At 71.6% G+C, this 15421-nt stretch carries 12 protein-coding genes; 9 read left to right on the top strand and 3 right to left on the bottom strand.

The window, feature by feature from the left end; all coding sequences use genetic code 11:
• Positions 1-381 precede the first annotated feature (381 nt).
• The gene (locus FRAAL_RS23530) at positions 382-858 is read left to right on the top strand and encodes a DUF2867 domain-containing protein (protein ID WP_011606481.1); all 477 of its coding nucleotides are present in this window, start codon (positions 382-384) and stop codon (positions 856-858) included.
• 95 nt (positions 859-953) lie between these two features.
• Here the strand turns inward: FRAAL_RS23530 and FRAAL_RS32060 are convergent, their stop codons facing one another.
• On the bottom strand, positions 954-1109 hold the full coding sequence (locus FRAAL_RS32060) for a hypothetical protein (protein ID WP_011606480.1): 156 nt from the start codon (positions 1107-1109) through the stop codon (positions 954-956).
• A gap of 713 nt (positions 1110-1822) precedes the next feature.
• Between FRAAL_RS32060 and FRAAL_RS23525 the strand changes: the two genes are divergently transcribed.
• Together FRAAL_RS23525 and FRAAL_RS23520 are read left to right on the top strand one after the other, a co-directional pair.
• Entirely contained in the window at positions 1823-2026 is a 204-nt protein-coding gene (locus tag FRAAL_RS23525) for a DUF5708 family protein (protein ID WP_011606477.1), read from the top strand.
• 98 nt (positions 2027-2124) lie between these two features.
• The gene (locus FRAAL_RS23520) at positions 2125-2361 is read left to right on the top strand and encodes a hypothetical protein (RefSeq protein ID WP_041939693.1); all 237 of its coding nucleotides are present in this window, start codon (positions 2125-2127) and stop codon (positions 2359-2361) included.
• Here FRAAL_RS23520 and FRAAL_RS23515 read toward each other — a convergent pair.
• Together FRAAL_RS23515 and FRAAL_RS23510 are read right to left on the bottom strand one after the other, a co-directional pair.
• Positions 2347-5025 (bottom strand): FAD/NAD(P)-binding protein, encoded by a 2679-nt coding sequence (locus FRAAL_RS23515; RefSeq protein WP_041939692.1) that lies wholly within the window; start codon positions 5023-5025, stop codon positions 2347-2349. The two genes, FRAAL_RS23520 and FRAAL_RS23515, sit on opposite strands and share 15 nt — an antisense overlap.
• A gap of 383 nt (positions 5026-5408) precedes the next feature.
• Complete coding sequence (locus FRAAL_RS23510) at positions 5409-6101, bottom strand: CGNR zinc finger domain-containing protein (protein WP_011606474.1); 693 nt, start codon at positions 6099-6101, stop codon at positions 5409-5411.
• Between the two features lie 523 nt (positions 6102-6624).
• Here FRAAL_RS23510 and FRAAL_RS23505 point away from each other — a divergent pair.
• The 6 genes from FRAAL_RS23505 to FRAAL_RS23480 all read left to right on the top strand — a co-directional run bounded on the left by FRAAL_RS23505 (position 6625) and on the right by FRAAL_RS23480 (position 15348).
• The gene (locus FRAAL_RS23505; RefSeq protein ID WP_041939691.1) at positions 6625-8178 is read left to right on the top strand and encodes an ABC transporter substrate-binding protein; all 1554 of its coding nucleotides are present in this window, start codon (positions 6625-6627) and stop codon (positions 8176-8178) included.
• A gap of 61 nt (positions 8179-8239) precedes the next feature.
• A complete protein-coding gene (locus tag FRAAL_RS23500; RefSeq protein ID WP_011606472.1) occupies positions 8240-9262 on the top strand; it encodes an ABC transporter permease in 1023 nt (340 codons plus the stop codon).
• Between the two features lie 3 nt (positions 9263-9265).
• A complete protein-coding gene (locus FRAAL_RS23495) occupies positions 9266-10174 on the top strand; it encodes an ABC transporter permease (protein WP_011606471.1) in 909 nt (302 codons plus the stop codon).
• 68 nt (positions 10175-10242) lie between these two features.
• On the top strand, positions 10243-12033 hold the full coding sequence (gene nikE, locus FRAAL_RS35875; protein ID WP_041939690.1) for a nickel ABC transporter ATP-binding protein NikE: 1791 nt from the start codon (positions 10243-10245) through the stop codon (positions 12031-12033).
• Positions 12034-12139: 106 nt separating this feature from the next.
• Complete coding sequence (locus FRAAL_RS23485; protein WP_011606469.1) at positions 12140-13513, top strand: NtaA/DmoA family FMN-dependent monooxygenase; 1374 nt, start codon at positions 12140-12142, stop codon at positions 13511-13513.
• Between the two features lie 2 nt (positions 13514-13515).
• Entirely contained in the window at positions 13516-15348 is a 1833-nt protein-coding gene (locus FRAAL_RS23480) for an FAD-dependent monooxygenase (RefSeq protein WP_011606468.1), read from the top strand.
• Positions 15349-15421: the final 73 nt, after the last annotated feature.

Genomic DNA, 15421 nt, shown 5'->3' with positions numbered 1-15421 from the left:
TCACCGTGCCTCCGGTGGCGACGTTGCGCAGCTCGGCGCGGAAGACCTGCAGGTCGGAGACGCGGTCCGTGGCAGAGAACCACAGGACGCCCGCCCCCGCACACCCCCGTTCCCACGTTCAGCGCGTGAGCTGAGAGGGACGTGGCGGGCGCGACTGCCTGCGCGGGAAGTCGCGTTCGCCGCGCAGTTCGTCAGCCTGGGGCGACGCGGCGACGATCGTGTTGGGCACCACTGGAAGCCCGGCAGCCCTGACCCGCGTGGCAATCAAGGGCGACGATGACGGACAGAAGCGATGCACGGTGAGGATGTCCCATAAATGACCATGCCAACCACGTTGGACACGTCGGCCCTGCTCGACCTGCTGCCGCCCCCACCACCGACATGAGCGCGTCCGCCGACCGGTTTGATCGGATCGACTACCGCGACACCTACTCCGTTGCCCTGCCCGAGCCGATGGACGCGCCGGCGTTCTGCGCCCGCATCCTCGAAGCGGCACCGCGCTGGCTGGAGATGCTGCTGTCCGCGCGGGACGTCGTCGCCGGCCGCCTAGGTTTCCAGACGCAGGAACGAAACTACGGCCGCAGCGTCCACCTTTCCGTCGGCGGAAAGTTCGGTCCGCTCGTCGTGCGCTCGATCGAGGCCGACCGTGTCGTCTGCGCGGACTCCGACCCGCACCTGGCCTTCCGCGCGATCTTCACGACCCGCGAGGGCATCGCTCCGCGCGGAAGCTTCACCACCGAGGTGCAGCTGAACGACACCCTTGGCCGCGCCTACTTCGCGGTGGTGAAGCCGTTTCACCGTCTGATCATCCCGTCGCTCGTCTCCGCGCCGTTTCCCGGGAAGGCGGTGGCGGAGTGACCGCGATCCCATGATCGACCGACGGATGCGACCACCCGGCCACCCACCGCCGGCCCGACCAGAACGGGTGGTCATAGAGCCGCGGCCGGATCGCGCTATTGCTCCTTGACAACGCTGAGCAGCATGACACGGAGCCACGGGCCGCCGTACCAGTATCCGGGGCCGAGCGGGCGCAGCGTGCCCTGGCCGAGGTGCGCGGCGTACTTCCTGGCCATGGGCCAGAAGTCGGCGACGACCAGCTGACGGACCACTCCGTCACTGCCGGCGGCCGGTCGATCGGCCGTCCGTGGCCGTGGGCGGCAATCTGCTGCCAGTACCGGTCGAGGACCCCGAGCGTTCTTGCTCGACTCTCCCGTGGTATTCCTTTCCCGGCGACGGATGTAGCCGCTTGTTTATGGACTTCGCAACAGGAAATGCGGAGTACTGGTGGCGGTGGCATCCGTCCTGGATCCCGCGGTGCCTCTTCTACCTCTCCTGACTCCAGTCGGAGGCGCGGCGCCCGACCGTGTGGTCGCGTCGGCCGCGGCGACCACACCGGAATCCGGTCCAGTCAGCTCCTCCGGGGTGCTGGTTCTTCTACTCGCAGCGCAGACCGCCGTGCCGGTCGCACTCATGGTGATGTTCGTCGCGGGAGTGGTGATCAGCCCGTCGATCTCCAGTACATGTTGGTGCTACAGGAGCGGGTTCCCGAAAGATTGTTCGGCCGGGTCACAAGTATCGCAACCACTGAGGTCTCCGGGCCGAGCCCGTTCGGGGTTTCATTGCTGACCTGGCTGATCGCGGCCTTCGGCAGTCGGAGCGCACTCGCGGTGCTTGGATGCTGCTAGGTTGGAGTCGCATTCGGACTGTTCTTCATCAGGTTTCTGCACGACCTGCGGTCAGTCTCGCCGCAGTCGACCGGCGACACCGGCGGGCCGGCCGAGGATGGAGTGCTGCCCGGATCCTCATACGCCGAGGAGGCGACGTGTCCAACAATGTCAAGTCCCTGATCACCGGTGCCTTCATGCTGGCCGCCGGGTTGATCCTCTACTTCACCACGGATGGGGTCAAGATCCCGGTCTTCACCCTGACCAAGGTCGGCGTGGTGCTTGTCTTCCTGGGCGCCCTCGAGCTGGTCATCACCACCGGCGCGATGCTTCTCCCGGACCGGAAGAGCCAGCGGCGATAGCGGAGGACGCCCGATGGACCTGGGATTCGAGCTGGTCCGGAGAAGCGCCACCTGGACGTTTCACGCCGACCGGGTGGTGATGGAGTACGCAACGAGGGGTGTTCGGCGCGTACGCGCCACATGTCCCGGTCAGCTCAACCAAGTCCATGACCGGGCACATGATCGGCACCGGGGGTGCGGTCGAGGCGATCGTGTCCTGCCTGGCCATCCGGGATGGGATCGCCCCGCCCACCATCAATTGCCTCCGTCCGCTGGACCCGGAGATGAACTTTGTCGCCGTCCGGGCGAGCACCACCACGTCGACCATGACGAAGTACCGGTCACTCGCTCGGTGACGAGCGTCCGGTCTGTTGGCCGGTGAGGAGTTGTGCGCGGCGGTGGACGTCGCGGGGGGAGCAGCGGCGGTCGAGTCGGGTCTGCAGAAGCGACTGGGCGAGGTCGGGCCGGTTGGCCTGGATGGCGCAGTAGATCGTGGTGTCCTCGACGATCTCGCGCTGGGCGGCGCTGCCTCCGAGCCGCTCGACGCCGGGCAATGCGATCAGCGCGTCGGTCGCCCGGTCGGGATCACCGTGCAGAAGGTGCATCAGGGCGTCGGCCAGCGGCGCGACGGTGTCGGTGAACACCGCGCTGCTGCGGGCGGCGGCGGACCGGCGCAGTTGCGCGAGTCGGCGGCAGTCTCCCACGGCGGCGAGGGCGATGGCCGCGTGGAGCCCGACGAAGGGCGTCGGCGGATCGACGAGCAACGCGCCGGGAACGGTCTCCAACACCGGTCCGAGTTCCACCGACGTCCAGGCGCCGGCCGCGAGGCCGCGCCACAGCAGCGACGCCGAGTCGATCAGCGCCCGGACGCCGGAGACGGCCGGCGGCGAGAGCTGGGTCGAGAAACGCGCCCGGATCGCGTTGTCGTCACCGAGGGCGAGTTCGTGCAGGGCCGCGTGCCAGGAGAAGTGCGCCCGATGCGACGAGTCCGACCCGCAGGTCGAGATCCAGGCGTCCAACCAGGCCAGTCCCGCCTCGTGGTCGCCGGTCTCGTAGTGGACGTGGGTCTTCGCGTGGACGGCGTGGCCGGCGGTCGGTTCGACGGCCAGCGACAGTGCGGCGAGTTCGGCCGCCTCGTCCCAGCGCTCCTGCTCCTGGCGGGTGAAGGCGAGCAGCCCCCGGTACCACCAGTCGTCGCGGTAGACGGCAGCCAGTCCTTCGACCAGGGCCCAGGCCTCGGCCGGGATCTCCGTGGCGCCGTTGAACGCGATGGTCGGCACGGCGATGCTGACGGCGAGGGCGTCCTCCGGGTAGGCCTGGATGTAGCTGAGCAGCGCCGCCGCCGAACCGGCTCCGCCCGGCTCGTGGATGCGGGCGGCGACGACCTCGATGAAGCGCCGCTCCCGCTCGTCGGCCCGGCCGGCGTGGCGTTGAGCGTTCCGCAGCGCCGTTTCCACATCGACGTCGGCGCCCCACTCGGCACCGAGCAGCGCCAGCACCGCCTGCCCGAGGGCGAACTGGGGATCGGCCGCGACCGCCTCGGCCACCAGCGTCTCGGCTCCGGACCGCACCCGCAGGATCCGTCCGAGCCCGGCGACGTAGCGACCGGCCGCCGCCGGGCTGGCGGTGAGGGGCAGGCCGTAGGGGTCGCGCACCCGCCGGACGACCCGTGGCCCGGGCAGGGCAGTGACGACGGCGCGGGCGAGCGCAGCCGCCTGGCCGCGAAGGTCGGGGATCGCCGTGCTCTCCCACAGTTCGCCGCGCCGCAACGGTCCGATGGCCCAGATCGCCGGCCGCGGTCCGTCGGTCGCGACCAGCCGCCCGGACCCCTCGGTGGCGAAACCCAGGTCCAGGGCGTCCGGGGTCGCCAGGCCGCTGGCGAGCAGGTTCATGATGAGGGGATCATGGCTGGTCCGCACGCCGGCGCCCGCCCCGGTGCAGTTGACCACGGCCGCGGCGACCACACGGGAGCCGTCACCGAGCGAGACCTCGATGCCGGCCGCGGTGTCGGCAGCGTCGACGACGTGGGCGGCGTGCACGACCAGCGATCCCTCGGCGCGTCGCTGCTCCAGCCAGGCGTGGACGGCGGGGTCGACGCGGTGGCGCACCTGGTCCCAGCGCCGCATCGTCGTGGCGACGAAGCGCGAGCGGGCAGCGGCGTCCAGGCGTGACCACAGCTCGGCCGTCACCGGGCGCATCGCGTCCACGGCCCGCCGCCAGTCGCCGTCGGCCGCGCGGATGTGATCGAAGACAAGGCGGCGGGCCTGGGCGAGGCTCAACGGTCCGTCGGGTAGCTGGGGGGCGGCGAGCGGCGGTGCCGGGTTCGCGGCGTGGGGGAGTGGAAGCAGCCCGTGGCGCGAGGTCACGTGCAGGCGCACGCCGGCCCGGCTCCAGCGCTGGGCCATGTCGGCCATGGTCAGGCCGGAGCCGACGAGCAGCACGTCGCTGCCGGCCGGGACGCGGGGCTGGGAATCCGCCCGCCACGGATCACCGACGAACCGCGGCGAGCGGGCCAGCGCCGGGGGAGCCCACGACGTCGTCGCAGCGCCGTGCCCGAGGGCGAGGACCACGCCGTCGACCGGATGGCTGGTGCCGTCGTCGAGCGTGAGGCGCAGCCGGCGGCCGTGCCGGCGGACGTCCGTCGCGCGGGCGCGCACCCGCTCGCAGTGCACCCCGCCCGCGGCGCGCAGCGTCTCCTCCAGCGTGTGGCGGAGGTAGTCGGCGTAAAACTGGCGGGGCGCGTAGCCCCCGGCCGGAAAGTCGACCGCGACATGCCGCCGAAGCCAGCGCAGGAAGTGCTGCGGGTCATCGTCGAAGGCGCTCATCTTCGCGGCCGGCACATTGAGCCGGTGCCGCGGATCCCGGGTCCGATACGCCAGGCCCTCACCGACGTCGTCGGGTTCGACGAGCAGGATCGTGAATCTTCGGCCGGTAACCGCCACGGACCTTGCCAGCTGGGCGGTGGCGAGGCAACCGCTCGCCCCGCCCCCCACCACCGCGACGACCACCGGCGCACTCATCGGGACCGTCGACAGTATGCGTGCGGACACCTGGGCATGAAGATCTCCCTCCCCGTCCATCCTGATCGCCATCAGGTTAGGCACAGACGGGGCAGGTCGTGGCCCGGATCGACAGAACGTTACGTGGGCAGTCGCCACGTCGGCAGGTTCCAGCGTCCCTGAAGTGGTCGCGTACCGCGCTGGGCGTGTGTCTGTTCCGTGCCCGCGTTTCCCGATGACTGCCGACCTGCTTCCACTTCCGAGGGCGTGGCTCGCCCTTTCCGCGATGGTCCGCATCGACGTAGACGTCGTCGACGAATCCGAGGGCCACCGGTCGGCACGCAACGGGCGACTCCCCGCTGCCGGCCAGCCAGGGCGTGGACGCCCATGGCGACGGGCCGGAGTCAGTGGTTGGACGCGGGGCTTCGCCGGGAACGCGGGTTCGCCGACGGCACGGGCGATTCCGTCGCCGCGTCGGCCGGGATGGCGCTGTGGCCGGCGTTGGCGTCGGCGTGGGCATCGGCGTGGCGGCGGCGGTAGTTGGCGGAGGCGGTGCGCTCGCCGCAGCGCTTCATCGAGCACCAGCGCCTGGCACCCGAGGGGGAGCGGTCGTAGAAGGCGAGGCCGCAGCCCTCGCAGGAGCGCAGGCGGCTCGGCTCGCTCGTGGTCAACAGGTGGACCGCGTCGCGGGCGAGGACGGACAGCACGCCGGCCAGGTCGGGCTGCGGGACCTCGACCCGCAGCCACGCATCCCCGCGGAGGAAGAACGTCGGCGTCGGCGGCGCGGCGCAGGTGTTGAGGTGCCCGGCGTCCTCGGGGTCGGGGCTGGCGCCGGCGAGGCGGGCCTGGACGAGGCGGTCCACGGCGGCGCGCAGCGCCTGGACCCGCTCCAGGTCACGCGACGTGAACCCGGCCGCGGGGGTCGGCAGGTCGAAGGCGTCGAGCCACGCCGTCGCGTCGGCTGCCGTCTCGAGCAGGTCCGGGCCGCCCGGCGTGCGGGTGGCGACGAGGTCGAGACAGAGGCTGCCGGTGTCGACGGGCCTGGGGCGGGCGGTGGTGCGCATCGGGGCGGGCTCGGCCGCAACGGAGGTGGACACGTGACTCCTTGGGCTGCGGGACCTTGGAGGTCATCAAGGGATGATGTCATGAGATGGGGGGCGTCGCGGCGGGAAACGGCGGGTGCTTCCTGATCGAAATCATTACAACATGGGTTGACATCGCGGCCTCGGCCGGCTTTGATCGGTCCCGTGGCGATCGAGGAACCGAGGACTGGCCTGCCGCGCCTTCGCGCGCTCATGCCGCTCGTCACCCGTCGTGAGGTCGACCTCATGCGCACCGGTAGCGCTCGCTGTCGGTGAGTGACGGGGGCGCGGTCGGCGCCCCCGAGCATGAGTGCTCCAGCCACGACCCATACGTCATCTTCGCGGGACCGATTCAGGGTCGTCCGCGACACCATCCCTGACGACTCCGAGTAGTCGTCGACATCGGCGACGGGACTTCTCTCCCGTCGCCCAGCCCGTCATGCCCTTCATGCCCGTTCATGCCCGTTCATGCCCTTCATGCGACGACCGCCGGTGCGGCCACCGCGCGATGCCCGAACGATCCCCCGATCGGAGAGAAATGTTCAGAACGAGAAAGAGGCGCCTCGGCGTCCTCACCGCACTGGTGACGGCCGGCGCGCTGCTGGCCGGATGCTCGACCAGTGCGGCCGCCGGCGGGGGGAGCGGCTCGGACACGGTCCACTGGGGGACCAAGCAGATCCCGGTCGCCTGGGACCCGGTCGTCACCGGATCGACCGCGGCGACGAACTACCTCACGCCCATCTACGAGTCGCTGTTCACGCTGAACGAGAAGCGTGAGGTGAAGCCGGCTCTCGCCGAGGGCTACTCGTACAACCAGGCGGGCGACCAGATCACCATCCGGCTGAAGCCCAAGCTGACCTTCCAGGACGGGACGCCGGTCAACGCCGAGGCCGTCAAGTTCAACATCGAGCGGATCAAGACGCAGCAGAACTCGGCGCTGAAGGGCTCGTACAACAACGTCAGGTCGGCGACCGTGATCGACGACCTCACGGTGCGGCTCGATCTTGGCCAGCAGGACTACCAGATCCCCTACCTGCTGTCCGTGCGCGGCGGCATGCTGCCCAGCAAGGCGGCCGCGCAGGCGGACCCGGTCAAGCTCAGCCAGACGAACCCGGTCGGCGCCGGTCCGTACAAGGTCGTGGAGATCGTCCCCGAGTCGAAGATCGTCCTGGAGAAGTGGGACGGCTACTGGGACGCGGCGAACATCCACGTCAAGCGGATCGAGATCAACTTCGGCATCGACGCGAACACGCTCGTGCCGGGCCTGCAGTCCGGCGTGTACAACTTCGCCCAGATCGACGGGTCACAGATCCAGCAGGCGCGCGGCGCGGGTCTCGACATCCTGGCGGGGGTCAACCGCCAGTGGGGGTCGACCTTCCTGAGCCTGAACATCAACAAGGCGCCGTTCACCGACCCGAAGGTCGTCGAGGCGATCCGCTACGCCGTCAACCCCGCCGAGTTCGCCACCAAACTCGGGTTCGGTGAGGGCGAGCCCTCCCACCAGCCCTTCCCCAAGGGACACCCGGCCTACGTCGGCGCGCTGGATTCCGAGCACCCCTACGATCCCGCCCGGGCCCGGGAGATCCTGGCGAAGGCCGGCTACGCGGACGGTGCCATCTCCTTCGAGATCGCCGGCCTCGCCAACAACTTCGACCAGGTCGCGGAAGTCCTCCAGGAGCAGCTCAAGGCGGTCGGCATCCGGACGACCATCAAACTGACCGACTTCGCCAACTGGAGCAAGGGGTACTACGGCAAGACCCTCGCCGCGTCGATCTTCGGCTACGTCGGCCGTGACTCCCACGTCCAGGCGCTGACCGAGCACTACGACACCGGGGGCGTGCTCAACCTGAGCTCGCCGTACACGTCCGCGCCCTTCCAGCAGGCGCTCAAGGCGGTCCGGGCCACGCCCATCGACTCGCCGGACTACCCCTCCCGGCTGCAGGCCGCCGCCAAGGCCGGCTACGAGAACGGTTCCACGGTGTCGCTCTACACCTACGCCTCCGCCATCGCCAAGAAGAAGTCGCTCTCCGACCTGCCCGCGATCGACGGCTTCCTGAGCTGGAAGGGCGTCACGTTCACCCACGGCGACTGAGCCGACCCCGACCAACCCTGAAGACACGACCAACGCCGTTCATCGACGGGAGTAGAAGCCAGTGTCCGCACCGCCACCCGCGCTCACCGCGCCGCCTGCCGCCCGTCGCGGCGTGGTCGCCCACCGGATCAGCCGGGCGGTCGCCTCGACCGCCCGGCTGCTCGGGATCCTCGTCCCGGTGTTCCTGCTCGGCACCTTCCTCACCTACCTGCTCGGGCATCTCAGCGGGCGCAGCCCCGCCTACCTGCAGCTCGGCGACGCGGCCTCCCCGCAGGCCGTGGCGGCCATCGAACACACGTGGGGCCTCGACCGCCCCTTCCTCGTCCAGTACGGGGACTGGCTCGGCTCGCTCCTGCACGGCGACCTGGGAAAGAGCTGGTACAACGGGCTGAGCGTGGCGCACGCGCTCGGCCAGCGGGCCGCCATCACGCTCTCGGCCGCCGGGGTCGCGCTCGTCCTCGGCATCGTCTTCGGGTTTCTGCTCGGCGCGCTCGCCGCCCACTTCCACACCCGCTGGCCCGACCGGGCGATCACGACCTTCACCACGGTCATCTCGGTGCTGCCGCCGTTCATCGTGGGGATCGGGCTGGCGGCGGTGTTCGCGGTCAGCCTGCAGCTGCTGCCCGCCGCGGGCTACGTGCCGATCCAGGCCGGGCTGGGCCCGTGGCTGAGCCACCTGATCCTCCCCGCGATCGCGCTCAGCTTCGACACGGCCGCCGACGTCGCCCGGCAGCTGCGCAACGGGCTGGTGTCGGCCTACCGCGGGAACTACGTCACCGGCGCGATCGTGCGCGGCCTCGGCCCGCGCCGGATCTTCTTCGTGCACGTGCTGCGCAACGGCATTGCGCCGGCGTTGGCGGTCCTCGGCCTGAAGTTCCCCAACCTGCTGGGCGGAGCGGTGATCATCGAAGCGATCTTCGGGCTCTCCGGGTACGGCGTGTACGCCAGCCAGGCGGCGGTCCGCGGCGACGTGCCGGCCGTACAGGGCGTGCTCGTCGTCTCGGTCGTCCTCGTCGTGGTGTTCAACCTGCTTGTCAACATCGTGCTCAACCGCGTCACCCCCGACGCCAACCGGGGGGTCTGAGGCGTGATCAGAACACTGTTGCGGCTCACCAGCGCGCGGGTCGCCCTCGCCCTGCTCGCGATCATCGCCGTCGTGGCCGTGCTGGGCCCCGTCCTGGCGCCCTACGACCCGCTGAAGGGGAGCGACCGGACGCTTGCCGGCCCCTCGGCCAGCCACCTGCTGGGCACCGACTACATCGGCCGCGACGTGCTCAGCCGCATCCTCGCCGGCGCGCCGCTGAGCATCCTCAGCGCGCTGGAGGTCGCCGGGATCGCCCTGGTACTCGGCACGATCCCCGGCATCCTGTCGGTCTATCTCGGCTCGGTGTTCGAGTGGCTGAGCCTGCGGGTCGTCGACACGTTCATCGCCCTGCCGTTCCTCGTCTTCGCGGTCGCCATGACGGCGCTGCTCGGCAACGGCATCACCCAGGCCATGATCGTCGTCGGCATGCTCATCGCACCCGTGTTCTACCGGGTGAGCCGGGCGGCGACGATGTCCGTCGCCCGGTCGCAGTACGTGGAGGCGGCCTCCATCGCCGGGGCGTCGACGAGCTGGATCGTCCGCAGCCACGTGTGGTCCAAGGTGCTGCCGTCGATCGCCGTCACTCTGGCCACCACCCTCGGCATCGGGCTCGTGGTGATCTCGAGCCTGACGTTCCTCGGTATCGGGATCCAGCCGCCCACCCCGACCTGGGGCGGGATCCTCGCCTCCGACCTGGGCTACCTCGCCCAGAAGCCGTACGCACCGGTCTTCCCGACCCTGCTCATCCTCGCCGCCGTCCTGGCCTGCAACCTGCTCGCGGACGCCATCCGGGACGCCGCGGGCGAGACCGGCCGCGCCCTGACCGGCGAGAAGACCGCCCGCTCCAACCGGACCCGGCGACTCGCCGCGCTGGCGGAGCTGGCGGACCCGACAGATCCGTCCCGGCCATGACTGACGTCCCCGCCATGACTGACGTTCCGTCCATGCCTGACGTTCCGGCTGTGTTTGAGGAGCAACCGATGACGCCGAGCGTGCCTGGTCCCGCCGACCGCGACGCGGCCGGCCGCGACACGGTGCTCACGCTGACCGACGTGCGGATCCACAACGACGCCGCCGACGAGGAGCTGGTGCACGGCGTGAGCCTGCGCCTCGCCCGCGGCGGGGTCGTCGGCATCGTCGGGGAGTCCGGCAGCGGCAAGTCGTTGACCTGCAAGGCCGTGCTCGGCGTCCTGCCGAAGCACATCGAGGTCGCCGGCGGCTCGATCGAGCTGCTCGGCCGCGACGTCGCGGGCCTGTCCCGGCCGGAGTGGACGGCCCTGCGCGGCAGCTCGATCAGCGCCGTGTTCCAGGACCCGGCGTCGTACCTCAACCCGTCGATCCGGGTCGGCAAGCAGGTCCAGGAGGTGCTGCGGGTCAAGCAGGGGCTCAACCGGCCCGCGGCGAAACAGCGGGCCATCGAGCTGCTCGACGCCGTCCACCTGCGCGATCCCGCGTACGTCTACGAGCAGTACGTGCACGAGCTGTCCGGCGGGATGCTGCAACGCGTCCTCATCGCCATCGCGATCTCTCTCGATCCCGAGGTACTCATCGCCGACGAGGCGACGACCGCGCTCGACACCACGGTGCAGGCCGGCATCCTCGACCTGCTCGTCGAGCTGAAGGAGCGGATCGGGCTGTCGCTCATCGTCGTCTCGCACGATCTCGCCGTCGTGGCCCAGCTCTGCGACGAGGTGCTGGTCATGCGCGACGGGCACGTCGTCGAGCAGGGCCCCACGGCCGCGATCCTGCACGCCCCGCGGCACGAGTACACCCGGCTGCTGGTCGCCGAGCACGAGCAGTACGGCCTGCGCGCCGCCGGCACCGGTTCGCGCCCGCCGGCCTCGGCGCCGGCATCGGCGCCGGCATCGGGCTCGGCCCCGGTGCAGGCCCCGGTGCAGGTGCAGGTACCGGAGCCGAGGAGTTCGAGCGCGCCCGAGTCGCTGGAGCCGGTCCTGCGGGTCGACGGGCTCGGCGTCCAGTTCGGCCGCGGCCGCGGGCGCAAGCAGGCGCTCGAGGACGCCTCCCTGGTGATCCGCCCGGGCGAGACCGTCGGCGTCATCGGCGAGTCCGGGGCGGGCAAGTCGACCCTCGCGCGCGCGGTGCTCGGCCTGGTGCGGGCCTCGGCCGGGTCCGTGCACGTCGGCGGGCGGGACGTCACCCACCTGTCGGGGCGCCAGCGGCGGGCGTTCGGCCGCGAGGGCGTCGTCCAGTACGTGTTCCAGGATCCGCTGCGCAGCCTCGACCCGGAACACACCGTCGCCGCGTCCGTCGCGGAACCGCTGCGCATCCGCGGCGGGCTCGACCGGGCGGCGATCGCCGCCGCCGTCCGCCGCCAGTTCCGCGCCGTCCGGCTCGACGAGTCGCTGCTGGAGCGGTTCCCCGGCGAGCTCTCCGGCGGGCAGCGTCAGCGGGTGGCGATCGCCCGTGCGCTCATCGGCGAGCCGCGCCTGCTGATCCTCGACGAGCCGGTGAGCGCACTGGACTCGGCCAACCGCGTCGCGATCCTCGAGCTGCTCCGCGAGCTGCGCTCCACCCTCGACGTCGCGATGCTGTTCATCTCCCACGATCTCGGCTCGGTCGCGGGCATCTCCGACCGGACGATCGTGCTCTACCGCAGCCGGATCGTCGAGGCCGGCGACACCGCGCGCATCGTCAGCGCGCCGTCGCACCCGTACACCCGGCTGCTCGTGGAGTCGGCGCCGACCCTCACCTCCCGACCGGCCGACCGAGAGCAGCGCGAACGGCTGCGGGCCGGCCTCGCCGTCTCCTGACGTCGACGCCTCCTGACGTCGACGCCCCCTGACGCGGACGCCCCCTGACGCCGACGACCACCTGCTTCCGACGACCTCCCGCTCCCGACGACCGCAAGGAATACTCGTGACTCGACAGGTGCGACTGTGCCTGAACCTGCAGGCGACCGGCCGCCACGACGCGGCCTGGAAGACCCTGCCGCCGACGTCGGACTGGATCGCCGGCATCGACTACTACACCGAGATCGCGCGGCTCGCCGAGCGGGCCCGCTTCGATGCGATCTTCATCGCCGACCGCCTCGGCTCGCTCGACGCCGCCTCCTACCGCCGGCCGTGGCGCGGGACGGATCCGACCGTCCTGCTCGCGGCGCTGGCGCGCGAGACCGAGCACATCGGCCTGGTGTCGACCAACCCGGCGATCCACGGCAACCCGTTCCTGCTCGCCCGCTCGATCGCGACCCTCGACCACGTCAGCAAGGGACGCGCCGGCTGGAACATCATCACCAGCCAGGAGGACGTCACCCGCTCCGCGCTCGGCGTCGACGAGGTCCTCGAACCGCAGGCGCGCTACCGCAAGGCCGAGGAGTTCATCTCCGCCGTCGACGCGCTGTGGGCCTCGTTGCCCGAGGACGCCGTGGTCGCCGACGCCGCGGCCGACGTCTACATCGACGCGCGGCGCACCCGGCCCGTGGACTTCAGCGGCGAGTTCTACCGGACGTCCGGGGTGCTTCCGCTGCCCGGCGGCTACCAGGGCCGCCGCCCGGTGCTCTTCCAGGCCGGGGCGTCGAGGCAGAGCAAGGAGCTGGGCGCCCGCTGGGCGGACGCGCTGTTCACCTCACAGCGGCTGCCGGAGCTGTCGCGGGAGTTCTCGGCCGAGGTCAAGGGGCTCGCCGCGGCGAACGGGCGGAATCCCGACGACCTGCTCGTCCTGCCGGGCCTGTTCACCGTCCTCGGGGCGACCGAGGCCGCGGCCCGCGAACGCAAGCGGGAGCTCGACGAGCTGCTCGCCGTGGGGCCGCTCGTCGAGCTCCTCACCGCGCAGCTGGAGTTCGATGTCTCCAGGCTCGACCTCGACGCGCAGCTTCCCTACGCCGAGCTGGCGCAGCGGGCCGCCGCACCGGCGGTGACCGCGCGTCGCGACCAGCTCGTCGCCGAGGCGCGCCGCCGTGGGCTCACCATCCGTCAGCTGCTGTTCCACAACCTCTCCGGCGGCCAGCGGCTGATCGTGGGCACCCCGGAGCAGGTCGCCGACGACATCGTGGAGTGGGTCGACACGCGGGCGTCGGACGGCTTCGTCATCAACATCGACGTCCAGCCCGCGGGCTTCGTCGAGTTCATCGAGGGCGTGGTGACGCAGCTGCAGGACCGCGGCCGCTTTCGGCGCGAGTACGCCCACGACACCCTGCGGGGCAACCTCGGGATCGGCGGCGCACCGGCCGGCGGCCGCGCGAGCGCGGCGGGGGAGTCCAGCGGTCCGGTCCACGACGGGGAGCGACGGTAGCCATGCCCGCACGCAACGAGATCACGCGGGGAAAGCGGCAGGTCGACGCCCTCACCTTCCCGCGGACCGAGCCCGCCGAGCACGTGGACGTCCTCGTGGTCGGGGCCGGACCCAACGGCCTCGGCACCGCGCTCGAGCTCCACCGGCACGGGGTGCAGGCCGCGGTGGTGGACGCCGCGCTCGGCGCGACGCTGGTCCGGGCCGGCGCCGCGGGGTACACCTCCCGCGCGCTCGAGGTCATCCGCGGCTGGGGGCTGCTGCAGCGGATCCAGCACGCGTGGACCTTCCCGCCCGAGTGGAGCACCGGCAACCTCCTGCTCACCTCGCTCGCCGGGCACCAGCTCGCGGGGACCACCCTGCGGTCGTTCGGGCTCGGCGCGACCAGCCGGTACTCGACCGAGACCATGCTGCGCCGGCCGCAGACGGTGCTGCAGCGCGTCTTCCTCGACCGGCTCGCGGAGATCGGCACCGCGGTCTCGGGCGGCTGGCGGGTCGAGGGCCTCGCGAGCGACGCCGACGGCGTGACGACGACGGTGGTCGAGGTCGAGACCGGCCGGCGCCGCACGATCCGCTCCCGGTACGTCGTCGGCGCCGACGGTGGGTCGAGCACGGTCCGCACGCTGGCGCGGATTCCGCGTTCGGGCAGCTACGCCGACGAGCGGTACTTCCGGTTCGTCGTGCGGACCACCTCGGACACCTCGGCCGCGCTCGGGGCGTTCCCGCCCGCCACCGCGGTCATCTACAACGACCGCTACTCCGGCTTCCTCGCGGCCCTGAACGCGACCGACTGGCGGGCGTACGCCGGGCCGTACCCGCTCGATCGTGACCCGACCACCGACGAGCTGATCGCCCAGGCCCGGGCGGCGTTCGGCTTCGACGTCGACCTCGAGGTGGTGTCGCTGACCCCGTTCTTCAAGACCACGCGCATCGCCGACACCTTCTACCGTGACCGGATTGCGCTGGTCGGCGACGCGGCGCACGTCCGCACGCCGGGGGGCAACCTGTGCGAGGGCTTCGGCGACGTGGTGAACCTCGGCTGGAAGCTCGCGGCCGTGCTGCGCGGCCAGGCCGGCGAGGCGCTGCTCGACTCCTACGACGAGGAACGACGCCCGCACAACTGGCGGATCGCCGACTACGCCCTGGCGGATGACCGCCGGCACACGGCCGCCTACGAGCGCGTCCGCGCCCTCGGGGTCCCGGACGACGCCGACACCGGCCCGGACGCGGTGCGGCGGCGCGCCGAGATCGGCGCGATCCTCGGGGAGGGCCGGAGCCTGCCGCTCGGGGTCGTCTTCGACGAGCGCTACGACGCCTCGTCGGTCATCCGGTACGAGGACGGCCAGCTCGAGGCCGAGGCGCCCTGGGACGCCTACGCGTACGCCGACGACGCGCGACCCGGACACCGGGCGCCGAACGGCAACCTCGACCCCTTCGGGTTCACCCTCTACGACCGGATCGGCTCCCACGTCGCGCTGCTCGTCCTCGCCGACGACGCCGGCACCGCCGGCACCGTCGGCGCCTTCGAGACGGCGGCCGACGCCCGGGGCCTCGAGATCGAGGTCATCCACCTGCCGGATCCGGCGGCGCGCGAGCTGTACGGCGCCCCCTACGCGCTCGTCCGGCCGGACCATCACGTCGCCTGGCGCGGCGACGGCAGCGGCCTCGACGACGTCGACGCCGGCGCGGTGCTGGACCTGGTCCACGGCCGCGGCCGGCTCCCCGCCCAGCCGCCGGCCCAGACGCAGACCAAGGCCTTCGGCCAGCTAGTCGACTCCGCCGAACGGCCGCTCGTCGACCCGACCGAACGGCAGCTCGTCGACTCCGCAGAACGGTAGCTCCACCGAACGGCACAAGGCCCGCTGCTCGCGGTCCGTTCCCCGGGCGCCGGCCGGCGACCCGCACTTCACC

Origin of the sequence: Frankia alni ACN14a (genome assembly GCF_000058485.1) — a bacterium.
GTDB classification, from domain to species: domain Bacteria; phylum Actinomycetota; class Actinomycetes; order Frankiales; family Frankiaceae; genus Frankia; species Frankia alni.
Note: the sequence above shows the minus strand (reverse complement) of the source record. Positions and strands in the feature narration are given on the sequence as shown.